The organism is Paenarthrobacter sp. NPDC090522, assembly GCF_044769225.1.
GTDB lineage: Bacteria > Actinomycetota > Actinomycetes > Actinomycetales > Micrococcaceae > Arthrobacter.
Genome location: NZ_JBIVXL010000010.1, coordinates 99,254 through 124,334, shown reverse-complemented (window position 1 = coordinate 124,334; position 25,081 = coordinate 99,254). Strand labels below are relative to the sequence as shown.

21 protein-coding genes are annotated in these 25,081 nt (G+C 62.5%); 10 read left to right on the top strand and 11 right to left on the bottom strand.

The annotated features are described in order from the left end of the window. Positions 1-37: 37 nt before the first annotated feature. The 3 genes from ACIQT2_RS14855 to ACIQT2_RS14845 form a co-directional block, all read right to left on the bottom strand. Complete coding sequence (locus ACIQT2_RS14855) at positions 38-817, bottom strand: isocitrate lyase/phosphoenolpyruvate mutase family protein (RefSeq protein WP_402947784.1); 780 nt, start codon at positions 815-817, stop codon at positions 38-40. 95 nt (positions 818-912) lie between these two features. Then, positions 913-3,393, bottom strand: coding sequence for a glycoside hydrolase family 3 C-terminal domain-containing protein (locus ACIQT2_RS14850; protein ID WP_402947782.1), 2,481 nt, complete (start codon positions 3,391-3,393; stop codon positions 913-915). Positions 3,394-3,572: 179 nt separating this feature from the next. Further along, positions 3,573-4,835 (bottom strand): MFS transporter, encoded by a 1,263-nt coding sequence (locus ACIQT2_RS14845; protein ID WP_402947780.1) that lies wholly within the window; start codon positions 4,833-4,835, stop codon positions 3,573-3,575. A gap of 129 nt (positions 4,836-4,964) precedes the next feature. On the opposite strand from ACIQT2_RS14845, the gene ACIQT2_RS14840 reads away from it, so the two are divergent. Next, the gene (locus ACIQT2_RS14840; protein ID WP_402947778.1) at positions 4,965-5,843 is read left to right on the top strand and encodes a helix-turn-helix transcriptional regulator; all 879 of its coding nucleotides are present in this window, start codon (positions 4,965-4,967) and stop codon (positions 5,841-5,843) included. A 94-nt stretch (positions 5,844-5,937) separates the two neighbouring features. Further along, entirely contained in the window at positions 5,938-7,092 is a 1,155-nt protein-coding gene (locus ACIQT2_RS14835; RefSeq protein WP_402947776.1) for a GGDEF domain-containing protein, read from the top strand. 303 nt (positions 7,093-7,395) lie between these two features. Here the strand turns inward: ACIQT2_RS14835 and galU are convergent, their stop codons facing one another. Genes galU through ACIQT2_RS14810 form a run of 5 tightly spaced genes read right to left on the bottom strand, consistent with a single transcriptional unit; the run spans position 7,396 to position 11,469 of the window. Then, complete coding sequence (galU, locus tag ACIQT2_RS14830; protein ID WP_402947774.1) at positions 7,396-8,277, bottom strand: UTP--glucose-1-phosphate uridylyltransferase GalU; 882 nt, start codon at positions 8,275-8,277, stop codon at positions 7,396-7,398. Beyond that, the gene (locus ACIQT2_RS14825; protein WP_402947772.1) at positions 8,270-9,148 is read right to left on the bottom strand and encodes a hypothetical protein; all 879 of its coding nucleotides are present in this window, start codon (positions 9,146-9,148) and stop codon (positions 8,270-8,272) included. Before ACIQT2_RS14825 ends, galU begins: the two co-directional genes overlap by 8 nt. Beyond that, on the bottom strand, positions 9,120-10,109 hold the full coding sequence (locus tag ACIQT2_RS14820) for an MsnO8 family LLM class oxidoreductase (protein ID WP_402947770.1): 990 nt from the start codon (positions 10,107-10,109) through the stop codon (positions 9,120-9,122). Before ACIQT2_RS14820 ends, ACIQT2_RS14825 begins: the two co-directional genes overlap by 29 nt. Further along, positions 10,106-10,627, bottom strand: a complete 522-nt coding sequence (locus ACIQT2_RS14815) for a hypothetical protein (protein ID WP_402947768.1) — start codon at positions 10,625-10,627, stop codon at positions 10,106-10,108. The genes ACIQT2_RS14820 and ACIQT2_RS14815 overlap by 4 nt, the downstream gene beginning before the upstream one ends. Beyond that, the gene (locus ACIQT2_RS14810; RefSeq protein ID WP_402947766.1) at positions 10,624-11,469 is read right to left on the bottom strand and encodes an alpha/beta hydrolase; all 846 of its coding nucleotides are present in this window, start codon (positions 11,467-11,469) and stop codon (positions 10,624-10,626) included. Before ACIQT2_RS14810 ends, ACIQT2_RS14815 begins: the two co-directional genes overlap by 4 nt. A gap of 203 nt (positions 11,470-11,672) precedes the next feature. On the opposite strand from ACIQT2_RS14810, the gene ACIQT2_RS14805 reads away from it, so the two are divergent. From ACIQT2_RS14805 to ACIQT2_RS14780, 6 genes are read left to right on the top strand one after another with little or no spacing between them, the layout of a single operon-like run. Beyond that, positions 11,673-11,960, top strand: a complete 288-nt coding sequence (locus tag ACIQT2_RS14805; protein ID WP_402947764.1) for a hypothetical protein — start codon at positions 11,673-11,675, stop codon at positions 11,958-11,960. Continuing rightward, positions 11,957-12,595: a UDP-N-acetylglucosamine 2-epimerase gene (locus ACIQT2_RS14800; RefSeq protein ID WP_402947762.1), complete on the top strand. Its 639-nt coding sequence runs from the start codon at positions 11,957-11,959 to the stop codon at positions 12,593-12,595. Before ACIQT2_RS14805 ends, ACIQT2_RS14800 begins: the two co-directional genes overlap by 4 nt. Before the next feature lie 5 nt (positions 12,596-12,600). Further along, positions 12,601-13,818, top strand: a complete 1,218-nt coding sequence (locus ACIQT2_RS14795) for an MFS transporter (protein WP_402947868.1) — start codon at positions 12,601-12,603, stop codon at positions 13,816-13,818. Then, positions 13,815-15,089, top strand: coding sequence for an FG-GAP repeat domain-containing protein (locus tag ACIQT2_RS14790; protein WP_402947760.1), 1,275 nt, complete (start codon positions 13,815-13,817; stop codon positions 15,087-15,089). The genes ACIQT2_RS14795 and ACIQT2_RS14790 overlap by 4 nt, the downstream gene beginning before the upstream one ends. Beyond that, positions 15,086-16,783, top strand: a complete 1,698-nt coding sequence (locus tag ACIQT2_RS14785; protein WP_402947758.1) for an FAD-dependent oxidoreductase — start codon at positions 15,086-15,088, stop codon at positions 16,781-16,783. The genes ACIQT2_RS14790 and ACIQT2_RS14785 overlap by 4 nt, the downstream gene beginning before the upstream one ends. Beyond that, positions 16,780-17,967: an acyltransferase family protein gene (locus ACIQT2_RS14780; protein WP_402947756.1), complete on the top strand. Its 1,188-nt coding sequence runs from the start codon at positions 16,780-16,782 to the stop codon at positions 17,965-17,967. Before ACIQT2_RS14785 ends, ACIQT2_RS14780 begins: the two co-directional genes overlap by 4 nt. A gap of 52 nt (positions 17,968-18,019) precedes the next feature. On the opposite strand, the gene ACIQT2_RS14775 is transcribed toward ACIQT2_RS14780, so the two are convergent. Then, positions 18,020-18,835, bottom strand: coding sequence for a hypothetical protein (locus ACIQT2_RS14775; protein WP_402947753.1), 816 nt, complete (start codon positions 18,833-18,835; stop codon positions 18,020-18,022). A 149-nt stretch (positions 18,836-18,984) separates the two neighbouring features. Beyond that, complete coding sequence (locus ACIQT2_RS14770; RefSeq protein WP_402947751.1) at positions 18,985-19,866, bottom strand: helix-turn-helix transcriptional regulator; 882 nt, start codon at positions 19,864-19,866, stop codon at positions 18,985-18,987. Between the two features lie 325 nt (positions 19,867-20,191). On the opposite strand from ACIQT2_RS14770, the gene ACIQT2_RS14765 reads away from it, so the two are divergent. Next, entirely contained in the window at positions 20,192-21,577 is a 1,386-nt protein-coding gene (locus ACIQT2_RS14765; protein WP_402947865.1) for an MFS transporter, read from the top strand. A 758-nt stretch (positions 21,578-22,335) separates the two neighbouring features. Here the strand turns inward: ACIQT2_RS14765 and ACIQT2_RS14760 are convergent. Next, positions 22,336-24,219: an FG-GAP-like repeat-containing protein gene (locus tag ACIQT2_RS14760; RefSeq protein WP_402947748.1), complete on the bottom strand. Its 1,884-nt coding sequence runs from the start codon at positions 24,217-24,219 to the stop codon at positions 22,336-22,338. Between ACIQT2_RS14760 and ACIQT2_RS14755 the strand changes: the two genes are divergently transcribed. Next, positions 24,125-25,024, top strand: coding sequence for an HPP family protein (locus ACIQT2_RS14755; protein ID WP_402947745.1), 900 nt, complete (start codon positions 24,125-24,127; stop codon positions 25,022-25,024). The genes ACIQT2_RS14760 and ACIQT2_RS14755 overlap by 95 nt on opposite strands. Positions 25,025-25,081: the final 57 nt, after the last annotated feature.

The window sequence follows — 25,081 nt, the reverse complement described above, 5'->3', positions numbered from 1 at the left end:
CACTGTGACAGCGACGGGACCACCTCAGGGCTGGAAGTTAGTTCAGCGCAGGAGTGTCCGTGGGGATGACGCCGGAGCCGTAGAGGTCGGAGGCCAGGTCCTGCAAGGCACGGAGGGCAACCCGCTGCGTGAACGGACCATAGGAAACCCGGGCCACGCCGAGTTCCTGGAGCTCGGCTGCGGGCAGGGCTCCGGGGGCGCCGATGACCGAGAGCTTGCCGTGTCCGAGGCCGGTAACCAACGGCTCGATGACCTCGCGAGTCAGCGCGCCAGGCACGAAAACCAGCGAAGCGCCGGCGTCGAGGAAGGCGCGGCCACGCGCAATGGCGTCTTCGATGCTCTCCTGGATCGGGCGGTCGCCACCCTTGGCGATCGCGTCGGTGCGGGCGTTCAGCTGGAAGGCGATGCCTTCGTCTTCGGCGGCCTTGATGATGGCCTGCACGCGGGCTACTGCCTCGTCGAAAGGCCGCAAGCGGTCCTCGACGTTGGCTCCCACGACTCCGATGCCGATCGCCCGGCGGATGGTTTCGGCAGGGTCTTCGTAGCCGTCGTCGAGGTCTGCCGTGACCGGAAGGTCCACTGCCTTGACGATCCGCTCCACTCCGCTGAGCGCCACGTCCAGGGGCATGGTTCCGTCGGCGTAACCGTAGGCCGCTGCGATGGAGTGGCCAGCCGTAGCGATTGCCTTGGTTTCGGGCAGGGCTGCAACCGTGGTGGCGCTGACGGCGTCCCACACATTGACGACACTCAGGATTTCGGGTGCCTCGTGCAGGGCCTTCAGCTGTTGCGCGAGTGCGGTGGTGTTTGCTTCGGTCATGGTTTTCCTCCGTCGTTTGATGTTGTGGAGTGAATCGCACCTTCCAAACCACAGCCTAGGCGCAGCAGCCCAGCCGAACCCAAAGCCGGCCAGTCTTACAACGCCACGTCCATCGCCAACGGCAGGTCAGCACTGGACGGTCCGGCATGTATCCGGAACGTACCGGGCTCAAGGCGCCACGATCCGGAGTCCTCGTCCCAGTGCTCGAACAGGCGGCGCGGAACAGGCACGGTCACGGTCTCCTCCGCTCCAGGCCCCTGCTCGGAGACTGCCGCACCTGCGAACCAGAGGGCAGGCCGGACGACGCCGGTCGTCTCCCGCGAGACGTACACCTGGACAACCTGGCGGGATTCCCGGCCGCCAACGTTGCCCAGCGTTACTGCCACGTCCACCCCCACGGCGTGCTTCTCTATGGACATCGCCGAAAGGTCCCAGGCGCTGTAACCCAGGCCGTGGCCAAACGGATACGCCGGCGCGGTTCCAACTCGGGCGTGGGCACGGTAACCGATGTCCAGCCCTTCGCCGTAGACAACGTCGCCATCGTGAGGCCGCGGTGACGGCAGGTTCTGTTCATCGGCCGGGAAAGTGACCGGCAACCTGCCCCCGGGCTCGGCTGCACCAGTGAGGACGTCGGCCAACGCCCACCCCATCTCCTGGCCACCGAACCATGAAAGGAGCACCGCATCCACGTGCGTCCGCCACGGCAGGAGGACCGGCGCGCCGGAACTGACCACCACCACTGTCTGAGGGGCGACGGCGGCAACGGCGGCCACGAGGTCGTCTTGCCGACCAGGCAGTGCAAGGGTGGACCGATCGAAACCTTCAGCTTCGTCTTCGGAGCTGGTGCCGACGAAAACCAAGGCCACGTCAGCGTCGCGGGCAACCTCAACGGCCTCCCTGATCAGCGCATCGGGATCCGGGGCTGCCGTTTCGAAGCCCAGCCGGAGGGAAGCCACGGTCTTCTGTGCCGGCGTGTACGTGAAGACGATATCCAGCGGTCGTTCCGGGGTCATCGAAAGCTGGATAAGGCCCTGGGGCGGCAGGGACATTCCCACCACGGCGTCGGAATTGATGGGGACCAATTCGTCGTCCAAGCGCGTGACTCCGTCAACGGTCACATGGGCGTAGCCGGATCCGGCCGCCGCGAACACGTAATCGCCCGCTGCGTCCACGCTGAGGCGGGTACTGGCGCGGATGGCCGTGACGGCAGCTTCGGGGACACCCTCCGGATAGCCCATGCCATACGTCAGGGTGTCGCAGCGGTGACGGCGTTCGCTTCCCAGGACCGCACTTTCAGCGTCGAGGAAATCGATCAGAACAACTCCAGGGCCACCGGGTGCGCTGCCGTTCGCGGCTGAGAGCGTTTTCACGAGTGTGTAAGGACGAACCCCTTCGGCGTACCGGATTTCCGTGTTTGGGAGAGCGGCTTTCAATGCTTCCAGCGGCGGGACTGCGGCGGGCGCAACCACAGCCGCGCTTCCTCCGCCGTTGGTTCGTGGTGTCACGGCGCCGGGGCCGATCACGGCGATCTTTCCTACACTCGGCGGCAACGGCAGGACTCCTCCCTCATTCCGCAGGAGGACCATGCCCTTGCTCCCGGCATCCCGCAGCTTCCGGCCAACGCCGCGTGCTTCCGCGAGCGGAGGAGTGGGCAGGGTTTCGCGGTTCACCAGGGGAGCGATGCCCCGGAGCCCGCCCACCCGCGCGGCCAGCCGCAGGAGACGGAGCACTTTGCCGTCGACGATCCGTTCCGGGACGCGCCCTTCACGGACAGCATCCAGAAGACCATCGGCCCACGCCGTCCTGGGGCCGGGCATGGCCAGGTCGGTGCCGCCGCGCGCGCTGGATGCGGCATCCACGTTCCGGATTGCTCCCCAATCCGAGACCACCAGGCCGTCGAAGCCCCACTCCCGTTCCAGGACCGCAGTGATCAGCTCCGACTGGATGGCCGGTGTTCCGTTCACCTTGTTGTAGGAGGACATGACGCCCAGGCCGCCGGCCTCCACAATCGCTTCGAAGGTCCTCAGATACGCCTCGCGAAGCACCTGTTCGGAGACGACGGAGTTGGAGTTCATGCGGTCGGTTTCGGCCTCGTTGGCTATGAAGTGCTTGGCCGTGGTGGCTGCCCCCTCAGCCTGGATGCCTGCCACCATGGCCGCCCCCATGCTGGCCGTGAGCTGGGGGTCCTCGCTGAAGGCTTCGAAGTGGCGGCCGCCGTAGGGTGTGCGCTGCAGATTGACTACCGGCCCCAGGACAACGTCCACACCTTTTCGCCGGGCCTCAGCACCGATGACGGATCCCATGGAACGGGCAAGTTCGGGATCGAAACTGGCGGCAATGGCCGTTGCTGAGGGGATGTTGATGGAGGTCCCGGCCTCGGTCCACCGGACGCCCCGGATTCCGACGGTTCCATCGGACAGGATCAGGGAGCGGAGCCCGATCGATTCCTCGGCGTACGTGCTCCAGTGGTCCTTGCCGGACAGCAACCTGACTTTGGCTTCCAGATCCAGGGAAGCCAGTCGCTTGCGGAGTTCGTCCTCAAGACGTTCAGGGACCGACGAGGGAATTGCAGACATGCGGTGAGCCTTTCGCAATATGCCGCCGACTACCTGCCCGATAACCCATCAGGTGGTGCCGGCTGCATCGAGATCGGTGGGGTTCGCGATGCCTTGACCGCTGCGAGCAGGCCCACCGAACGGATTGCGTCTGCCTACGTTCGTCCCGCAAATTTACAACAACTGCCGGCAAAGGCCAACTACGGTCCGGTGGTCACGCGCTTGGTTTGCCAGGCAAGGAACCCGGCCAGCACCAGCACACCGGCGCTGGCCAGGAACGTGCTTTCAAAGCCGAACGAGTCAAACAAAACACCGCCGAGCGTGGACCCGAGCGCGATGCACGTCTGCACCACGGCCACCATGAGCCCGCCGCCCTGCTCTGCGTTGTGGGGCATGGCTTGCGCCACCCAACTCCACCAACCCACGGGCGCCGACGTTCCGAGCAGCCCCCACACGCCTAAGAGAACCACGACGACGGCGAACACCGCACCGAACGGGATCAGGGCCGCCGCAATGAGTGCCATGACGGCCGGAATCACCATAAGGGTCCGGTACAGCCAGGCACCCAGGAAACGGCCAATGAGCGCGGTGCCTGCGAAGCCGGACACCCCAAGGACGAGGAGGACCAGCGATACGGATGTCACGTCCGCCCCTGTCACGGTTTCCAGGAAGGGCCGGACGTAGGTGAAAAGGATGAACTGACCCATGAAGAAGGCGCCGCAGGCGGCCATTCCCCAGGCAACGGCGGGCTGGCGGAACGCGGTGAAGATGGCGAAGATGCTGCGCACCTTTGGTGCCCGCGACGAAAACCCAGGGTCCGACGTCGGGCCTGTTGCCGCCGTCGGACTGGTCGCCGACGGTGCCGCTAAGGACGGCAGCGAAAACCAGAGCCACGCCAGGCACACGACGGACACCGGAACCAGGCAGAAAAAGGCGCCGCGCCAGCCGATCAGTGAGCCAAGGTAACTGCCCAGCGGTGCCGCCAGCACGGTGGCCAAAGCGTTGCCGCCGTTGACGATGGCCAGGGCACGGGGAACCCGGGGTGCGGGAACCAGACGGATGGCGGTGGCCGCGGACATGGACCAAAAGCCGCCGATCACGACGCCGATGAAGGCGCGACCCACCATGAACGGCAGGTATCCCGGCGCCAGGGCGATCAGGGCCCCTGAAACACCCATCAACGCGGTCAAAGCGAGCAGCAACGTCCGCCGGTTCATGGTTCCGGTCAGCGTGGAAATGGACAAGCTGGTGAGGACGGCGAACAGTCCCGATATTGCGATGCCCTGGCCCACCAAGCCTTCCGAGACCTGAAGGTCCTGGGCCATGGGGGTGAGCAGGCTGACGGGCATGAACTCGGACGCCACCAGGGCAAAGGCCCCGAAGGACATGGCGTACACCCCGGCCCAGTGGGCAACGGGATGGGCGTCGACCTCGCGGTGCGTGGCAGCAACAGTCTCTGGCATGGATTGGCCTCCCTAACGAACAACTGGGAGTTATCCGATCACGAGCGGAACGCCTGGTGGGAGGCCCGGTCTATACGGGTTCCAGCAGAACCTCTCACAACAAACGCGCGGGGTCGTAACGTGTTGACCATGGACAATCGATCGGAGGTGCGGGAATTCCTGATGTCCCGCCGCGCACGAATCACCCCTGAGCAGGCAGGCATCGAGTCGTTCGGTGCCCGTCGCCGTGTTTCCGGCCTGCGCCGCGACGAGGTGGCACGCGTGGCCGGAGTGAGCGTGGACTACTACACACGCTTGGAGCGGGGAAACCTGTCCGGAGTATCTGACAGCGTGCTGGACGCAATCGCCGGGGCGCTCCAGTTGGACCGTGCCGAACAGGACCACCTGTACGATCTTGCCCGCACAGCCAACCGAGGCAACCGGACCAAGGCCAAGAAGGCGGGCCCCACCCTGGACCCCGCGTTGCAGTACTTCCTGGACGCCATCACCGGTGCACCGGCCCTCATCGCGAACAACCGGATGGACGTGGTGGCGGCGAATGCCCTGGGCTACGCCATGTATTACGATCTCTTCCGCAGCACGGCCGGGCCGGCGAACCACTCCCGGTTCATTTTCCTGGATCCGCGCGGACAGGACTTCTACCCCGATTGGGAACGGGCCAAGAACACCAACGTGGAGATCCTGCGCCGCCAGGCCGGACGTTTCCCGCACGACAAGGGCATTGCCGAATTGGTGGGTGAGCTGTCCATGCGGAGCGACGAGTTCCGTACGCTCTGGGCAGCGCACAACGTTCGGCGGCACCGCTCGGGCATGAAGAATTTCCATCATTCGGTGGTGGGGGCTTTGGAGCTCACCTACCAACAGCTGGAGCTCGACGAAGACACAGGCCTGCACGTCACCGTGTACCCAGCCGTTCCCGGAAGTTCCAGCGAAGAGGCGTTGAAGCTCCTGGCGTCCTGGGCGGCGACAGAAAACGTGGTTGAGAAGGTGACTGCGGGCGCTCGCTGAGGCCTGCTGCACGCAGCCCGCCGCGTCATGTTCGGCCCATCCGAGGGAAGGCTTTAAGCTGGTCCGTTGGATGGGGGCGTTGATGCTGGATCTGGTGAGTTTGAAGTTGGCGTTGGCAATCGTGACGTTGACGTTGTGCGTACTGTTTTTGGGGTCCTATCGGCGGACCCGATCCCTGTACAGCGCCTGCTGGTGCGTTGCGCTGGGCTGCTGGCTGGTGGGCAACGCCGCCTACTGGTTGAAAGGCACTGACTGGACCTGGGCGGCGAATCCTTTCGGAAATGCGCTGTTGGTAGCGGGCGCTTTCGGTGTGTGGGCAGGGTTCCGTTCCCTTCGGGGGTTGAGGGCTCCGTTATGGCCCTTCTTTGTCGCGCCAGGGGCCACGGCCTTTGCTTCGTTCCTGGAAACAAGCACGGACGGAGTCTGGCCCGGCGGCCTGGTCTACTTCGTTTCGATGGCAGTGGGGATGGCCCTGGCCGTCCGGGAACTGGCGATGCTGAAATCTCCGGCGTCGCAGGCGCACCGGCCGTTGTTGGTTGTCGCAGCCATCCTGGTGGGCTATTTCGGATGCCGGGCCGTGGTGTACCTGGTGGATGGGGCCACCAGCGAAATACTCAGCTCGTTCTTCAGCCCGGCCATCACGTGCATGCTGCTGCTCATGTTGCTGGTGTTGGTCTCCTTCAGCATGACCGTGCTCAGCAACGACCAACTCATCACCGCACTCAACGAACGGGCCAGCCGGGACGGTATGACCGGGCTCCTGAACCGAGAGGCGTTCATGGAGTTGGCAGGACGCGAGCTTGCTGCCGCGCAGCGGACAGGTGCGGTGGCCGCCGTCGTTCTGGCCGACCTCGACCACTTCAAGACCATCAATGACACGCACGGCCATACCGCCGGTGACGCCGCAATCCGGGCGTTTGCCGCGGCCTGCGAAGGGTCAGTGCGCCGGACGGATCTGGTGGCCAGATACGGCGGCGAAGAATTCGTGGTCCTGCTGCCGGGTGCCGACGAGATTGCGGCGGGAGCCATCACCGCGGAAATCAGCCGCCGCCTGGCCGCTGCTCCGGCGCCGGACGGACTGAGCTTTCCTACGGTCAGCTACGGCATCGCGTCGACCCCCTGTTCCGGGCCGTCGCTGGAGGACTTGATCCAGACGGCGGACGAGGCCCTCTACCAGGCCAAGGCGGCGGGGCGGAACCGGGCGTTCAATGTGGCTGGTCAGGTGGCGGCGGGGGTGGTGCGCGGGTGAATGCGCTTCGCGTGGGCGCTTCGGGTGGGCCGGCGGGGAAGTGTCAGGTTTGGGTCTAAGACTGTCTGGGACCCGTGTCCGGGAATTGGCTTTCTGGCCCTAACCTGACGGGTTCTCAGGGGTTAGCTGACGTCAGGTTGGGGTGTGCTTCTATCTGAGATGCCATTCTGGGGAAATCTCTTTCCTCAAGAGCACGCCGCGCTATCGATCGGTCGGTGGCACCTGCTGCAGGACCTGGTTCCTGAGGTCCGATTGGGCTGTCCAATTTGAAGCCGGCCCCGGGACAGGAGTTGCGGGGACGACTCAGGACACTGGTGCCATGACCTGTTCGAGCCAATCCCGGAGCCCGGGGCCTGTGTCCTCGCGTTCCAAAGCGACCGTCATGACAGCTTTGAGGTAGCTCAGTTTGTCGCCGGTGTCGAAGCGGCGGCCTCTGAAGATCACGCCGTACACGCCGGAGCCCTCACCTTCGGAGACTGCCAGGGTCTGCAGGGCGTCCGTTAGCTGAATTTCCCCTCCACGCCCGGGCAGGGTTTGCTCGAGGACCTCGAAGATGCGGGGGTGCAGGACGTATCGGCCGATGATGGCAAGATTCGAGGGGGCTCGGATAGGGTCGGGTTTTTCAACGAGGCCACGGATCCTTAGAGACCCGTCGACCTCGGTGGAGGAAACATCGGCGCACCCGTAGGCGCTGATCTGTTCCGGATCGACCTCCATCAATGCCACCACGGAGCCTCCGGTGAGTTCCTGGACTCGTGCCATGTCATCGAGGATGCTGTCTTGCTCGTCGATGAGGTCATCCCCGAGGAGTACTGCGAAAGGTTCATTGCCGACGTGAGCCCGGGCCCGCAGGACGGCATGCCCGAGGCCTTTCGGGTCGCCTTGGCGTAGGTAGTGCAGGTCTGCCAGTGACGAGGATTCTTGGACGGCGGCAAGCTTTGCACGATCTCCCTTGGCTTCGAGGGTTTGTTCAAGGAAGGGCTCACGGTCGAAGTGATCTTCCAGTGCCCGTTTGTTACGGCCGGTGATCATGACGACGTCGGTCAGTCCTGCCCTGACGGCTTCTTCTACGACGTATTGGATGGCGGGTTTGTCCACGACCGGGAGCATTTCTTTCGGCATGGCTTTGGTTGCTGGAAGGAAGCGTGTTCCGAGGCCGGCTGCAGGGATGACTGCTTTACGCATGAGGGTCCTTAAAGTTGTGGTTGGTACCGTCGACGAAGTCCGCCGGCGAGTGATCGGACATGTCCTCAACAACGGTTGAGGGGTCCCAGCGGTGGAAGATGGCGCACGGGAAGGCGTTCGCAAGTGTGGTACGGGATTGGTGGTCGAAGGTATCGATGACGATGACGTCGCGGAACTGTGCGAACACGGCACAGGGGGATTCGCTTAGCCGTTCAGGAAGAGACGGGTGAGCGATGAGCAGATCCGCTTCGGTCTCGCCGAGGTGCTGCAGCAGACAATCGCGGGGCAGTGTTTCGTGATCGTTGAGGAGGTCTACTGTTCCGCCGGCGGCCAGGACCGCCCACAGGTCAAGCATCGAGCCGGGCTGCGTTATGTCTGTTAGTCCAAGAACGGTGCGCGAGGAGAGGCTGAACCTCTTTTCAGCCCCTTCCAACACGTCGCTGAAGTGATGGTGCCCCATGACTGTAGCCCGGGCACCAACGCCGTCGTGTAGCCACAAAGAAGGAGGGAAGGGTGGTTCCCGTCCGGACGCGGCGGATTTGACGTAATCTCCTTCGGGGTGCATGAAGCCGGTGACGCCCGACGAGATCGCGTGGGCAGGTAAAGGCCCCTCAGAGGCTGACTGGATGGGAAATACTGAGGCCCCAAGCGTCCAGAGAGCTGCCATTATGGCGACGGTTTCCGGGCCCGGAGTGGCTTCGTAGGCTACGAGTTCTCCAGCCCGTACGCCTTTGAGCTGCATCGCCAGGGCGCGGGTGTTGATCTGTCCGTCCACTGCCGCGTACGGGAAGTCGTTGCATTTCCACCGCAGGGCAGCTTTGCCGGGGTTGTGCCTGGCACCATCATGAATGGCTGAAACGAGGAGATGCACTTCCTGCCCCTTCCACTCCGCCGGAAGCGCTCCCGTCGGTCGGTGACAGCCGGGCCACGGCGCGGGCGAGGAGCCGGTTGGACTTGATGCGGTCCTCCAGCCGGGGCGCTGGGGTACTGATCATCAGTTCATCGATACCCAGATCATCAGCCAAGGCTGCGAGCTGGAGTGCGACGGTGTCCGGGGCCCCCACCATCAGACGGGTTTCGTTGTTTTCACTGCGCCGGATTTCCTCGGGGGACCAATTCGCAATGTTGGTGTTGACCGGGAAGGGCTCGTCCCGGCCCAGGTCTTTTCTCGCCCTCCAGAGCCGGACCGGGTTGGCGAGGTCTTGTGCTTCAGCGTCGGTGGCGGCGGCAATGACGCGAATAGCGAGTAGGGATTCGGGTTTGCGCCGCACCGCACCGGGCTGAAAATTCTCCTGGTAGTGGGCGAGTGCGGTCCTGGCGCTTTCGGTGTTGAGGAAGTGGGCGTGGGCATAGCCCGAGCCGGTGGCGGCGGCCAAAGGTGCTGAACCGGTACCGGCTCCCAGCAACCACATATCCAGGTCGTCCCGTCCTTTCGATCCGGGCATCAGGCCGAGCCGGGCGTGCAGGTCGATGATCTTTTCATTGAAAGTGCCGGTTCCGCCACTGCCTGCCCGGCCGACGCCGAGGTTCACCCGGCCGGGATGGAGGGCCGCAAGGATCTCGAAGGCTTCGGCAACCTGCCAGGGCTCATGCAGGCCCAGCAAGACCCCACCTGAGCCGACGGTGATTCGGGTGGTTACCTCCAAAACGGCCAGTGCCATCAACGACGGGGTAGTGCCGGCGAACCCGGGGGAGTCGTGGTGTTCGGCGAGCCAGAAACGGTGGTAGCCGTCTTCCTCGGCCGCGCGGGCCAGAGCGATGGTTTCGCGCAAGGCCTCGGCTTTACTTTTGCCCGCAGCGATCGGGGACTGGTCAAGGACTGAGAGCCTCATCGCGTCGAGGTGGTGGTGCCGGGCTTGGATGAGGGAACGATGGTGAAGTCGGCCAGGAACACGAGGTTGTGGATCTCGGCTGAAGCGATGGCTCGAAGGATGGGCAACTCCTCGGCTGCTTGTTCGGGGGTGAAAACGTTCAGCGGCCATTCCTTGACCGTCCCGCCACGAAGGTGTGGGTGGTGGAAACCACGCCCGTAGTAGGCATGAATGGTGATGGGAGGGATGCCTGCAGCGCGCTGCTCGGCCCACCCGAGCGTCCAGGAGCAGATCAGGCCGGTGTCAGGCGAGCGGCCAACCCCGGATGATTCCACAGTTCCTTGGCCCAGCATGAGTACGTCGTTGACTTCGGTGAGGGCTTTGCGCGCGTGCGGGTCCAACAGGTCAACTGCGGTACGGAACAGGGCTTCTTTGTCCTGTCGGCTCACGGCTTCTCCGTGCGTACCGTCGCGCAGGTCGGCGAAGTGCCGCAGCAACGCCTTGGTGTAGGCAGCGTCCTGGCTGGTTGTCGTGCTCATTTCGTTTCTCCATCTGTCATAGCGAGTGGTTGGTTCGGATTGCCCAAGCGGGTGTGGATCCAGCGGTGGACCGGGTTCGTCGGCGAGCTGTCCAGAAAGTGTCCGTGGGCGACAGAGGGGCTTACCTGCAGGTCGACAGGAACCGAAGATGCTGCCAGACGCTTCCCGAACTGCTCGACGTCGTCGCGCACCGGGTCAGTGGAGCCAACAATGAGCGAGACGGGACAGAGCCCGGAGAGTTTGCCAGCATGCAGTGGTGAAAGGTACAGCCGTCCGCGAAGCTCCTTGTCTGAGCCGGCGTACTCGCCCCACGCATCGAGTAGCAGTGAACGGGGCGGGAAGGACTTGGATTCGCGGTAGGAGTCTGCGGTGCATTCGGGATCCAGCGGAGGGTAGGCAAGGATTTGCCCGTCCAGGTCGAGCCCGTTGTCCCGGAACCAGAGGGAAACACCGGCGGCCAGGGTTCCACCGGCGCTGTCACCGCCGATGAAGACCGGGTGAGAGTAGTTCTTTTGGGCCCAAAGGGTTGCTGCAGCGATGTCCATGACGGCGGTCGGGTGCAGCCACTGGGGCGCGAGCCGGTAGCCCACGCTGAGGATCCGGGCAGTACCGAGGGAGGCCAATGCAGCACACGCTTCATGCCAGCCTTCGATCGAACCTCTGGTCCAGCTGCCGCCGTGCGCCCACACCAATGTTACGGGCGGGCGGGCCACGGGTTCATAAACGCGCACCCGGATGCCCGTCCCGTCCGCACCCTGCACAAACGTGTCCGTCCAAGGGACAACGGGCCGTTTTTCGCGGAGGTACGCGGCCCCCGGCCGAGCAGAAGTATCTGAAGTCATGCCTTCATCCTCCCGGCCAGCACCGATCGGCGCCTGTCCCTGCTTTGCCTATCACTGACAGGGGGTGGATAACGGTGCCTGTCACTGCCAATACTTACTCCAGTGGGACAGTGTTGTGGCCTCGCGAAGGTTTCGCACCGTCCCACTTCTTTGTGCCGATCCGTAAGCGCACGGAGATTGAGTGATGAACCTTGGGGGTAATTGTGGAAACTGTCTTATTGGAAGAACTGTCCTTCAGCAGCGAACTGGCTCATGCCCTCGTGTTGCGGGATGTGCAGCAATACGAGGTTGCAGGACCAGTCGTCGTAGTGAACCTGGCAGGTAGCGACGCGTTGGTCGGTCACGGACAGTCATCGGCATTGCCGGCCTTCAGCTCCACTGTCCTTTACGGCGGCACCATTACGGGAGCGCTGCTCGCGGTACTTTCCATGGAGACGATCCCGAACGCAGAAGAAATCGCCAGGGGCCTTGGCTGGGTCAATGGGGGATGAACAACCTTCGCGGCTACGGGGAACCGTCGTTGGCGGATCTCGATGAGGATCCGCGGAAGGTCATCCTGTCCACCACGCACCGGCGTGAAAGCCACGGCCGCCCCATGCGGGAGATCGCCGCTGCCTTGGCGGACATTGCCCGGCGCCGCGAGGATGTGCGCATCGTGGTCCCGCTCCATCTGAACCCGAAAGTGCGCGAAGTCATGGTTCCGGTCCTGGCCGGCATTCCCAACGTGGATATGGTGGACCCGCTCCCGTACCTGAGCTTCTGCAGACTCCTGCAGCGCAGTGACCTCATCCTTTCGGACAGCTCAGGTGCCGAAGAGGAGGGCCCTGCCTTGGGCAAGCCGACCCTGGTGTTGCGTGAAATCACCGAGCGCAGCGAATCGCTCCTGACCGGAAGTTCGCGCCTGGTCAGCCGAAACCGGGGCCAGATAGTCCACGAAGTCGAACGTCTCCTTGACGATCCGGATGCTTACATGGAGATGGCCACCGCGATTAATCCATATGGCGATGGCAAAGCCACTGAACGAACCCTTGCTGCCGTGGCCCACTACTTCAAGTTGGGTCCGGCCGCCATGCCGTTCGTCCCGGGCGCGGACTTCCTACCGGCACCGACTCGAACTGCGGCATGACCAGGATGCCGTTGGGCCTGTTGGCCCTCGCCGTCGGCGGGTTCGGGATCGGCCTCACCGAGTTCGTCATCTTGGGACTTTTGCCCGAAGTAGCCGCAGATTTCTCCGTCAGCATTCCGGTCGCCGGGCACCTCGTTTCCGGCTACGCCCTCAGCGTCGCCGTCGGAGGGGTGCTGGTGACCGCACTGACCGCCGCCCTTCGCCCCAAGACAGTCCTGTGCTCCTTGATGGTGCTCTTCGTCCTGGGAAACCTGATCTCAGCGGTGGCCGGGGACTATGCCACCATGTTTGCCGGCCGGGTCGTGGCGGCGCTGTGCCACGGAGCGTTCTTCGGGATCGGCGCCGTCCTTGCATCAAAGCTGGTCACCCCCGACCGTAAGGCCCGGGCCATCTCCATCATGTTCGCCGGGCTGACCATCGCAAACGTCCTCGGCGTTCCGATGGGCACATTCCTCGGCCAACAGCTCGGCTGGAGGTCCACTTTCTGGGCCATCACGATTGTGGGGGTGATCGCCCTGGTCGGGCTGATCGCCTACGTTCCGGCCCAAGACGCCGTCGAACGGGAATCAGGGCAACTGCGCCGTGAGCTCGGGGCATTCACCTCCGGACAAGTGTGGCTGTCCATCCTGATCACCGTCTTCGGATTCGGGGCCATGTTCGGGGCCTTCACTTACATCGCACCGATGCTCACCGACCTGTCCGGCATGCCCGCAGGGGCGGTGCCGTGGATGCTTGTCATCTTCGGTGCCGGGCTGTTCACCGGGAACATCATCGGCGGCAAAGCCGCCGACGGGAATCTGGAGAAGTCCTTGCTGGTTCTCTTGTCCGCCCTCGCCGTTGTCCTGCTGGTCTTCACCATCACCGTTCATCACGCCTGGGCAGCAGCAGTGACCCTGTTCCTCCTCGGCACTGTCGGATTCGCCACCGTTCCCGGCATGCAAACCCGCGTGCTGTTGTTCGCCTACCGGGCGCCCACCCTGGCTTCCGGAGTCAATATCTCCGCGTTCAACCTCGGCAACGCCATCGGCGCCTACCTCGGCGGAACAACCATCGCCGCCGGGCTGGGACTGTCATCACCCATCTGGGTCGGGGCAGGGCTCGCCCTCATCGCGGTAGCGCTCATGGCGACAGCGGCACTGATGCTGCGCGGAACCAACACTTCCCCCTCCGGTACACCGGAAAGCACACCACCACCGTCACTTACACGAAAGGTACTCTCATGACCTCACCCACTGTCGGCAGGACCATACCCACCCTGGACGTCACCGAACCGGCCTTCGGAACCGAGACAGTCACCGACTTCCTGCGCGACGGCTACTGGCTCGAAGCGGCAGACATCGACGGTGACGGGAAACCGGACCTCGTCGGCTACGGACTGAAAGTCGGTGAAATCTACTGGTACAAGAACCCCACCTGGGAAAAGAAACTGGTGCTCGACAAGATCAAAGAACCCGTAGGCATGGACTTCGGCGACATCACCGGTGACGGCACCACCGACCTGGTCGTCTGCTACCAGCTCTACGGTCCCGGCGGAACCATCCATCACGCCGACCCCGAAGGCGGCAAGATCGACTGGCTGGAAAACCCCGGCAACCCAACCGAAGCGACCGAAAACTGGAAACGCCACTACGTTGGGCGCGCTATCGGCATGCACCGCCTCCGCGTTGGTCACTTTACGCGCACTGACAAGATCCAGATCATCGGATTCCCCATTGTCGCCGTCGAAGACGTCCACGCCGTTCTTCCCGTGGTGCTGTTCACCCCAACCGATGACCCGCACGCCGAATGGGACAAGGAAATCATCAGTGATTCGGACTTCCGCATGATCCACGGTGTCGCCAAGAAAGGCGGGCTGATTCCCGGCTCACCGCTGGACTCGATCCTCATGGCATCCGACGAGGGCGTCACATGGCTCTACTACGACCAGGACAACAGCACGTGGGCTTGGGAGCACATTGGCGACGGCGAGGAAAGCCAGTTCGAGAAGACCACCTTCAAAGGCAGTGGTGACGTTGACGGCGGACGCATCGGCGATGACCCTCTTGCCTACGTCGCGGCCATCGAACCCTTCCACGGGAACACCGTCGCCGTGTACGTCCGCAGCGGGGGAGACGCTGAAGCTGCAGGCTGGACCCGGCACCTGCTGGACATTTACGGAGATCCGAACGAAAACGGCGAAGGCCCCGGCCACACGGTCATGTGCCGCGACTTCGACGGTGACGGCGACGACGAATTTCTCATCGGCCTGCGCGGTCCCGAGCCCTGGCAGGGCGCCTACTACTACAAGGCCGTGGACCTGGCCAAGGGCCTGTTCCTGAAGTGGAAAGTTTCCGGGGAATCCATCGCCCGGATCGTCGCCGGTGACTTCACCGGACGAGGCGTGGAAGATTTCGCCACCATTTCCTACTCCGTCCAGCACTACTTCGTTGCCCCCAAAGCCGAAATCACCCTGCACCCGAATAACACCGTCCAACGTGAAGGAACCAGCCGATGACCACCACCGAAAAACCCGGAATCGGACGCCGCTTCTTCATGGCCGGCTCAGCCGGGACCATCGCAGCAGCCTCCCTGGCCGCCCTGGGAACAGCCAACGCCCCCCAGGCGCAAGCGGCCAACGGCACCGCAACAGTACCAGACGGGTCCGTCATCAAATCCGGAGACTCCCGCTACGCGGGCCTGATGACGGGCAACAATCAACGGTTCGTTTCGAATCCCGACTATGTCCGGCTCATCATCAGCACCAAAGACGCCGAGGACGCCGTCCGCGAGGCGGTACGCACCGGCAAGAAAGTCTCGGTACGAAGCGGTGGGCACTGCTTCGCTGATTTTGTCTGCAACCCCTCCATCCAGGTCATCCTTGACGTGTCCCCGATGAACGCGGTCTATTACGACAAAAAGATGGGCGCCTTCGCAGTGGAACCCGGGGCGAGACTGATGAACGTCTACGAAACCCTTTACAAGAACTGGGGCGTCACCATTCCCGGCGGCATCTGCTACAGCGTCGGTGCCGGCGGTCACATCGCCGGCGGGGGCTACGGCCTGCTCTCACGCTCCCACGGCCTCGTTGTGGACCACCTCTACGCCGTTGAAGTCGTGACCGTGGACGGCCGCCGTAAGGTCCGTACCGTCACGGCAACACGCCACGACAAAGGTGAACTCGGTGACCTGTGGTGGGCCCACACCGGCGGGGGAGGGGGCAACTGGGGCATCGTCACCAAATACTGGTTCCGGTCCCCGGGCACGAAAGAAAAGAGCCCTTCAGAACAACTCGTCAAAGCCCCGTCCACCGTGTTGGTGAGCGCAATCTCCCTCCCCTGGGACCAACTGGACGAAACAAAGTTCCGACGCCTCATCACCAACTTCGGAGCATGGCACGAAAAGTACCGCCAACCCGGCACACCCGAATCGCACCTGAGCAGCCTCTTCAACGTCAGCTCGAAGGCGCACGGCAGCCTGGGAATGTTCACCCAGATCGACGCAGCAGCACCGGACGCCAAGGGCGTCATGGAACGTTACGTTACGGCCATCCTTGAGGGGGTCGCCATCACCGCCAAACCCGTGGAGAAGCCCAACGGGGAAATCCCGGCCATGCCGGAGTTTTTCAAGACCCGGGAAATCCCCTGGCTGCAAGCAACCCGCCTTGTCGGGACGGACAACCCGGTCATCACCAACCCCACCAGCCGCGGCGCCCACAAATCCGCCTATCTGAACCAGAAGTTCACCGATGACCAGATCGCGGTGCTCTACCGGCAGATGAGCCGCCCGGACTTCACCAACCCGAACACCATGCTGGTGCTCTTCTCCTTCGGCGGGCAAGTCAACGCCGTCGCACCCGATGCCACAGCCAACGCCCAACGCCAATCAGCCTTCAAATTCTGCCTCCAAACATTCTGGCCCGAAGCCGCCGACGACGACTTCTACCTTCGTTGGGAGCGGGAAACCTACGAAGGCATGTTCAAAACCACCGGCGGCGTACCCGTCCCCGGTGACCAACTCGATGGGTGCTACATCAACTACCCTGACGTCGATGTAGCCAGCACCGATCACAACAGCTCGGGCGTTGGCTGGCAGACCCTTTATTTCAAGGGCAACTACCCCAGGCTCCAACGCGCCAAGGCAAGCTGGGACCCCACCAACTACTTCACCCACAGCCTCGGCATTGAACTCCCGACAGGAGCCGCCTCGTGACCGCCCCGGCCCCGGAAGCCGCCACCGCTCGCCCCCGGCTCAGCAAACTGCCATCCCTGACCGGGCTGCGGTTCTTCGCAGCGCTGCTGGTGTTCTTTTTCCACATCACCTTGTCCAACTCACCCATCCCGCCCAACGACCCAATCAACCCGTTCGCCGATACGGAGCTCGGATCCACCCTGGAATGGCTGGTCAGCAAAGCAGGGTACGTTGGAGTGTCGTTCTTCTTCGTCCTGAGCGGCTTCCTGCTGGCCTGGGCATCCAAACCCGGCGAGCCGAAGCGACAATTCTGGCGCCGCCGGCTACTGAAGATCTTCCCCAACCACCTGGTCATGTGGGTGCTGTCGATGATTTTGTTCGCAGCCGCCATAAACCCGCCGCTCGGCTGGATCAGCAACCTCTTCCTGGTGAATTCGTTTATCCCTGATGCCTCCGTCTACGTGGCGGTGAACCCGCCCTCGTGGACACTGAACAGCGAACTGCTCTTCTACATGCTGTTCCCGTTGTTGATGGTCCCGGTCAGAAAGATCCCCGGCAACCGTCTCTGGGCTTGGGCGTGGATCACGGTCGCCGCGATGATCGCTGTTCAGCTGGTCACCACGTACCTGATCCCTGCAACGCCTGTTTCTGCCCTGACACCGGTTTCCGAGGCGCAGTTCTGGTTCGGGTATATTTTCCCGCCCGCCCGGCTGTTCGAGTTCATTTTGGGCTCCATCCTGGCCCGCATCGTCCTGTCCGGGCGTTGGGTTCCTTTGAAGATGTGGCACACCCTCGTCCTCTGCGTCGCCGGATACGCTGCGGCCATGGTTGTCCCGTTTGTGTACTCCTTCAGCGTGGCCACCATCATCCCTGTCGCGGCGATCATCTGCACCGTGGCGGCCGGAGACATTGCCGGACGAACCGGTTTCCTCGGTTCCAAGCCCATGGTCTGGCTGGGAAATATCTCCTTCGGGTTCTACCTGTGCCAGGGCGTGGTGATCTTCTACGGTCGTATCCTGCTAGGTAACGAGGTGTACCCGACACCTGTGGCTTGGTTGGTGGTCGCCGGGTTCTTCGTCGCTACGCTGTTGGGCGGGTGGGCCCTGTACGCCCTCGTGGAGAAGCCTGTCATGGACCGGTGGGCCCGACCCCGACCCAAACCAGTTCAGCCAGAACCAGCTCAGGCCACCCTAACAGTGAGCTAGGAAAGCCAAAAAGGAGGCTCGATCCATACGGGTCGGGCCTTCTCTTTTGCTGTCAGTATTGGGGCCGTGAACGGGTCGAAAACAAAGCCACCGCCTCCATCAACATGGTGTAGGAGAGCTGCGCCATGACAGCGATGTCGCTCATTCCGGCCGTGAGCCGGACCTCCGAGACGCCCTTGGCGACTTCCCTCAAGAACTGCCGATGCAACACATCCAAGGTTGCCCATTCCCGCCCGTGAGCCAGTCCACTGCACATCCGCCAGCCGAGCTCGCCGATATTGTCGCCCTCACACCAGATTTCCTTGTCTACGGTCTTGGCGATGGAACTAAACGAAGGAATCCCTCCCAGAACCCTGGACCGGTCGAGTCCACACTGGACAATAAGCGATTCCATCCAATCACCCCGAGGCTCTGCCGGGGGTTCATCGACGGCCGAGGCCATGGTGTTCTGATCACGGTCATCGGCCCGGCACGCCAGCACATGACGGGTGATCCGTTCATTGCGTTGTTCGGGTTTCAGCAACCAGAGGGCATTGATCGCGCCTTCGAGGCTGCCCCGCAGCAAGGTGAAGGGGGCATAGGTATGCAGCGCATTGGCGAGTTGGAGGGATGCCCGGAGGGAGTGGAGGTGGTCAATGGAGACCAGGAGGTTACGCGACACGGCTTGCGAGAGAGGGAAGGGAACGGTCTTTTTGTCGTCGCCTCCCAACGAGGAACGCTCTTCCACACCCCGTAGCTTGATGGCTCCGTCAACGTAGAACTCGTTGACCGAGGCGAAGATTTTGGACAGTTCGGCTCCCGCGCGACGCACGTCATCAGGGGTTTCACTTCGCCCCTCGGACCCTGCCTCCTGATCTGTAGCGATCATATCTGTCCCTCCTATGAAGGCGGCTAAGGAGCCATCCTGATACAGGGGAACACACAAACTGCCCGCCGACCCAATTGGTTGGCGGGCAGTTTGACTCCGAAGCTCTCTTTCTAACGCAGAGGCTGCAAGGGGGCGGCGGAGTGTCTCTGCTACTTGGCGGCGAGGTGGTGGGGTTCGCTGACCATACCTGCGCCGCTGGACGTGAGCAGTTGCAGTGCTTCGGCCGCGGGCGTCCCGGGGTCAGCGGTGTACATGAGGATCCGGTGGCCGGATTCGTCGGGAGGGGTCAGGACTTCGAAGTTCAGCTCCAGATCGCCCACCTCGGGGTGGTGCATGTACTTCAGCCCCGACATGCAGTTCTCAACTGGGTGCCGTGCCCACAGGTTCGCGAATTCTTCGCTGTTCATCGTCAGTTCACCGACCAGCGAGGCCAGTTCCGGGTCGTCGGTGGCGCGGCCTGCCACCAGCCGTAGCGAGGACACTGCGCGTGTGGCTTCCTCAAGCCACCGGCTGTACAGCTCACGTGTGTGACGGTCGAGAAATAACAGCCGGGTCATGTTCGGCCGCGTCGACGGCGTTTCGGGTGCGTTGAAGTCCAGATGACCGGCCACAAGCCGGTGACCAATCCGGTTCCAGGCCAATACTTCGCTGCGCCGCCCCAGGACGACGGCAGGTGTGTTGGACATCGATTGGATCAGCCGCAACGTGCCCGGCCTGGCCTTGTCCGGCTTGGTCAACGTCCGTCGTTTGGTCGTGCCGGGCCGGGCAAGGTTGAACAGGTGCGCGCGTTCGTCGGTGTTCAGGTTCAGTGCCCGGGCGATGGCATCGATGACCGCTTCGGAGGCGTTGTTGCTTTGGCCCTGCTCCAGTCGGGTGTAGTAGGTGTTGCTGACGCCGGCAAGCATGGCGAGTTCTTCCCGGCGCAGGCCGGGTACCCGGCGGATGCCGTAATTCAGCAGGCCAACGTCCTCTGGCTGTAAGGCAGCTCTTCGGACGCGAAGGAACTCCCCAAGTTCACTTAGATTACTCATGCGCCCAATTCTGCCGGTCTTCTCCGTCCTTGTCCTGTCCCTGCCAGTGACACCCTAAACGTCAAGACGCATACGCACATGTGACAAGACAACGGCACCGAAGCAGAGTAGACAGCATTCCGCCTGTCACTCTCAGGGGTAGGCAAGAGGGGGTGTGGTTGATCCCCGGACATTCCGTGACTGTAGAGGGTGTGAAGATGCCGCCAACGCGCGGCCACCCCTCCAGAGAAGGATCACCGACATGACAACGCCACCGGATGTCACCACAGGACCCGGCATCCCGCCCTCGATTGAAGCCGCACCGACAACTGCGCCCGTGGGACGCATGACCGGCCGGCAGCGGCTGGCACTGATCGTCCTGCTCGCGGCAAGCTTTACCCTCGCCGTTGACTTCTCCATCCTTAACGTAGCCCTCCCAGCCATCGGCACAGACGTCGGCTTCAGCCTGGAGAACCTCCAGTGGATCGCGACGTCATTCGCACTTTGCGCCGCGGGCCTGACGTTGCTGTTCGGACGTGTCGCCGATATTGCCGGGCGCCGCAAGATGTTCATCATCGGCATGGCCCTGCTCGGGGCAGCATCGCTAGCCGGCGGCCTGGCTGCGGATCCGGCGATGTTGCTTATCGCCCGCGTCGGCCAAGGAATTGCTACGGCCATCGTTGTTCCTGCCGCCCTGTCGCTACTGCTGGCGTCCTTCCCGGAAGGCCCGTTGCGCGACAGGGCATTGGGGCTCAACGGGTCACTGATGGCTGCGGGTTTCACGACAGGCGCAATCCTTGGTGGGCTCCTGACTGACCTGCTGAGCTGGCGGTGGGCGTTTTTCATCAACGTACCCGTAGCCGTCGCAGTGCTCATCATCGCCCCCATCGTTCTGGCCGAGGGCAAACCCGCCACTAAGTTGAAGCTGGACATCCCAGGCGCTGTTACCGTTACCCTCGGCCTTCTGGCACTTGTCTTTGGTTTGACGAACGCTGCCGAGCATTCTTGGACCGACCCGCTGACCTTGGGCTCCCTTGCGGCAGCCCTTGTGCTTTTTGTGGCTTTCGTCGCCGTTGAACGCCGGGCAACTGCACCGCTGGTGCCCCTGGAAGTTCTGAAGCGCTCCACCGTTGCGTGGGGCAACGTCGCCGGCATCCTCGCCTTCGTTACAGAAACATCTCTGGTGTTCCTGCTGACCTTGTACCTGCAGCAGGTACTCGGCTACACCCCGCTGGGCGCCGGTCTCGCTTTCGCGGTCCTTGGCTTAGGCACCGTACTCGGTGGCATCCTAGGCCCCAAAGTCATCGGAAAGATCGGTAACAAGAAAGCGATCGTCTACGGATTCATTGTCCAGGCGATCGCCACCGGAGCCCTTGTCTTGCTCAGCGCCGACCCCGCGTCCATCGGCCTGCTGCTGGTCGCCACCTTCATTGGCGGTGTAGCCAACCTTGTCGTCATCGTCGGATTCATGGTCACCGCCACCTCCGGCTTGCCCGAAGACGAACAAGGCCTGGCCACAGGACTTGCCACCATGAGCCAGCAGATCGGTATCACAATGGGCATTCCGATCATGAGCGCCATCTTCACAGCCCAGATCCTCGCCATCGGGAACAACGAAGCCACGGCTGTCCTCAGCGGTGTCACCACTGCTATCTGGGTCAACGCTGGCTTGTGCCTGCTCACCGCACTGGTGGTAGCCCTGTTCCTACGGAAGCCCGTACAGGCCTCCTGACGGGAGAAATCCACCACAAGTACTACCTGAGATGATCCCAGCCGGTCCGGTGAACACACTCCGGACTGGCTGGGACTCTTCGTTGGCCTGATGAATCACGCCTCAGTCGCAAGGACCTCAGCGACAGTGCTGCGGGGCGGTGACCGGCCACGATCCTTCCGAGCCTTCAGCGTCTCTACCCATACGCGGGCACCGCATCACGGATACTAAAACGTGTCGGCCCGATGTGTCACACCGCCGCAGTGGACCGGCAGAATGAACCGCTCCGCCGGAGACATCAAATCAGCCCACTCTGAGGATCTGCGTGGCGCTCCAGCCGCCTACTGATCAAGTCGTCCTGGTTCGATGCAGGCCGGTACTCAGCCGCTCGGATACCTTCGTGTAGAGGCATCGTTGATGCCGGCCCAGCCAGATCCATGTCGTTCATCTGACCAGCCAACCATCGTCTAAGCGCGGTTCTCTCGTCTAGTGACGTCTTTTCCTAACGCCGATAACCGTGATTCCGTAAAGTAGTCATACCAAGTACAAGCCGCGGTTCCTTGCCCAGTGTGCCGGGGTTCCTTCAAGCGCAGGGTGTTGTTGAGTCTTATACATCGGCAGTTGGTCGCCATAGGGCGGCCCTTTTTGATGGTTCAGCAAGACGACAATCCGGATGGCCGATGCAGATCCTCCGTCAGCTATTGCACTGGGCTACTCAACGCAAACCTACCTGGATGAGCACGGGGTGCTATCAGCCGGAATCAAAGAACGACGATGGATTAGAACAGGGAAGCGAATGAGCCCCATCCTGGGCCGACCCAGTAGCGTTCCTGCCAGACTCCTGCTTTTTGTGGGTATATGTACAGGTTCCCGCTTGAGTCCACGCCCGCGAGGTCGTTCCACCCGTCGAGGTAGTTGTCTCCGAAGCTTCCTACGTACTTGAAGGATGACCATCCTTGTCCAATGATTTTGGGGCTTAGCCAGTTCCCTCGCCCGTCGCTCGGGTAGAGGTGCAGCCGTCCGCTGGGGTCTGTGGCGAGCAGGTCGGGTCGAAAATCGCCGTTGAAGTCACCTGGCGAAAATACCCTGTTGAAGACGTTCCATCCTTGACCGACTTGTCGCGGGGTTCCCCAGCCGCCTTTGCCGTTCCCTGGGTACAGAATCAGTCTCCCCTCGCGGTCCTTGGCCAGTACGTCATCGTGGCCATCTGCGTCAAAATCACCGGGGGAGATCAGTTCGGTCATTCCCTGCCATCCGGTACCGATGACCCGCGCTGGTTTCCACCAGGCTTGACCGTTGGCGGGATAGAGCCACAGCTGTCCCGATGGGGTTCTTGCTAAAACGTCGGGGAAACCGTCTTCATCGAAATCTCCTGGCGAAAAAACCAGGTCGAACTTGTTCCACCCGAAGCCGACAGTGCGCGGGCTGTTCTGCCACCCGAGGGTGTATTCCAGCAGTCGGCCGTCCGGCGTGCGCGCCATGATGTTGTTGTCCGGGATTTCTGTCTCGTACTTCCGGAGGGGAGCGGGGTAGGAGATTCGCGGCGTAAATTGACCCTGGACACGGCCAACAACTTTGCCGTCAACTGTGATGACTGCCGTAGGTCTCACTGATTGACCGCCATCGGCGGCCTTGACCACGTAGTCTCCCGTTCGAGTCTGTTCGGGTCCGCCGTCGAATAGCGCGGTTCTGAACCATTCGTAGGTGATTTCGGGCTTCCCACCGGGAGGTAGGCCTTGGATCGAGGCAATGTCCAGGTTGGCACGGATTGTGGAACCAATCCAGGGGTCGCCAGTCAGAGTGACCGGGTCTGTTTTGACGAAGTAGTACGTTTCAGACTCGGCCGTCACAGACTTGTACCCCGGCGTGATCGTCGCGACCCGGGCCTTCAGAGGCCTGCCGTGGAAGTATGTCGGGACGGAGGTCTTCCACGGTCCGATCCCGATGTAGAGCCCAACAACCCAACTTTGTTCGGGGTCGACCCATCGGAAGTTCAACTTTGTTATTCCTGGGGTCCACCGGCCGGGGTTCAGTGTTCCGTCGAGATCCAAGTTCCAAGGACCTGTCTCAGGTACGTAGTTGGGCAGTTCCAGTGCCTTCGGTATTAGCAACGGATGCGACGGATTCGTGACGTGAAAGTCCAAGGACTGCAGAAGCGGATTTCCCGCACCGTCAACGTTGAGCGCGTCGTAGTTACTGTTCCGATACTGCCGCGCGTAATCTTCGTAGACGCCTGCCTCATTACGTGCTTGGTAAGAAATCACCATCTCGTACAGGCGATGTTGACCGTGATAGGTGTCTGTGGCGCCAATCGACGCAGTCGCTTCAGCGGTGAAGCTGCCTGCCCCAGGGTTTCCCGTCCATGTCAGTGTGCGCCCACCGGCATTCGACTCATCAAGGTAGGTAAAGGTGACCTTCTGGGCCGGCTCGCTCAAGGTAAAGCGGATAGTAGCTGCCTGGCCCGGCCGCAAGTCCGGACCGGAGGTCAGACTCGCAGACAACAATTTCGGTTCCTGTTTAGCCGTCGTCGCTGCTGTGGCAGGGCTGATCGGTGCCAACAACACAACCATGAGGAGAGCCAGAGCCGCAGCCAGGCATCGCAGTACAACGATCACGCCCAGCAGGCTCTTCTTCGAACTTCCATCAAGCAGACGCGAGCCCACTTTGCCCCCAATATTTTGTTCTGGATGTGACGGCGACCATATGTCTCGCTTGAGGATACCTAGAACCCACGAGAAGTACACGCTGAAGCCGTACAAGCCTGGGCCATCAAGGCTGACGACGGAGCTGCCACCCAAGACTGCTGGCCCGAGAGATGCATCCGAAACACCATGGGACAGGAGTTCTCGCAGCTACTTCAACTCCCGTACTTTAAACGCGGATAACCGGCGTTCCGTCAAACCAGGGCTGGTCCGCCGGTGTGGAAGCAGCCCTGGTCGCTTGCCTTGGCCGATGGTCCTCTTGGCCGGAACGCTGACAATTTTCCTGTTATCGCTTCTCGGCGATGCCACGGGTGCGCCGGTCCTGATCGCGGTTTTTGGATCGTCGTCCTTCTTGGGTGTTCTCCTGCCCGAATCGGTCTTGTCGCGGCCCGTCAACATCGTCGGCGGGCACGCCGTGTCGGCGGCCTGCGGAATCCTCCTGCAGATATTAGTGCCGAGCTCGTGGTGGGCCCTTGGCCTTGCGGTCGGGGCGGCCATGGTGGCGATGGCGGCATTGCGGGTCATCTTCCACTGGCTGGCGGTACGCCCATCGCGGTCCTCGTGGCTCATGACGGATGGGGCTACCTCCTTACGCCAGTGCTCACCGGCTCACTCACCCTCGCAGCGTGTTCCATCCTGTACCGTGCGCTTCTCCCGGCGGTCACGACAGGGAGGATACACGGAAGTCCTTGTCTGTAGCGGGCGGGCAAGGGTAAGGTCGGGCTCTCCATCAACACATCGCTCGGGTGCCTCGCCTCTGACCTGATCCGGGGCGAGAACACGGGGCGAAGCAGCCACTGCCGATGCTTGAACCTGGAGGGTT

Bases quoted from the DNA above. Each gene is read 5' to 3' on its own strand.
- ACIQT2_RS14795 (WP_402947868.1), top strand. From the start codon at position 12,601: ATGCCGTTGGGCCTGTTGGCCCTCGCCGTCGGCGGGTTCGGGATCGGC.
- ACIQT2_RS14820 (WP_402947770.1), bottom strand. From the start codon at position 10,109: ATGAGGCTCTCAGTCCTTGACCAGTCCCCGATCGCTGCGGGCAAAAGT.
- ACIQT2_RS14845 (WP_402947780.1), bottom strand. From the start codon at position 4,835: ATGCCAGAGACTGTTGCTGCCACGCACCGCGAGGTCGACGCCCATCCC.
- ACIQT2_RS14850 (WP_402947782.1), bottom strand. From the start codon at position 3,393: ATGTCTGCAATTCCCTCGTCGGTCCCTGAACGTCTTGAGGACGAACTC.
- ACIQT2_RS14775 (WP_402947753.1), bottom strand. From the start codon at position 18,835: ATGATCGCTACAGATCAGGAGGCAGGGTCCGAGGGGCGAAGTGAAACC.
- ACIQT2_RS14815 (WP_402947768.1), bottom strand. From the start codon at position 10,627: ATGAGCACGACAACCAGCCAGGACGCTGCCTACACCAAGGCGTTGCTG.
- ACIQT2_RS14770 (WP_402947751.1), bottom strand. From the start codon at position 19,866: ATGAGTAATCTAAGTGAACTTGGGGAGTTCCTTCGCGTCCGAAGAGCT.
- ACIQT2_RS14790 (WP_402947760.1), top strand. From the start codon at position 13,815: ATGACCTCACCCACTGTCGGCAGGACCATACCCACCCTGGACGTCACC.
- ACIQT2_RS14785 (WP_402947758.1), top strand. From the start codon at position 15,086: ATGACCACCACCGAAAAACCCGGAATCGGACGCCGCTTCTTCATGGCC.
- ACIQT2_RS14800 (WP_402947762.1), top strand. From the start codon at position 11,957: ATGAACAACCTTCGCGGCTACGGGGAACCGTCGTTGGCGGATCTCGAT.
- ACIQT2_RS14840 (WP_402947778.1), top strand. From the start codon at position 4,965: ATGGACAATCGATCGGAGGTGCGGGAATTCCTGATGTCCCGCCGCGCA.
- ACIQT2_RS14755 (WP_402947745.1), top strand. From the start codon at position 24,125: ATGAGGAGAGCCAGAGCCGCAGCCAGGCATCGCAGTACAACGATCACG.
- galU (WP_402947774.1), bottom strand. From the start codon at position 8,277: ATGCGTAAAGCAGTCATCCCTGCAGCCGGCCTCGGAACACGCTTCCTT.
- ACIQT2_RS14765 (WP_402947865.1), top strand. From the start codon at position 20,192: ATGACCGGCCGGCAGCGGCTGGCACTGATCGTCCTGCTCGCGGCAAGC.
- ACIQT2_RS14855 (WP_402947784.1), bottom strand. From the start codon at position 817: ATGACCGAAGCAAACACCACCGCACTCGCGCAACAGCTGAAGGCCCTG.
- ACIQT2_RS14810 (WP_402947766.1), bottom strand. From the start codon at position 11,469: ATGACTTCAGATACTTCTGCTCGGCCGGGGGCCGCGTACCTCCGCGAA.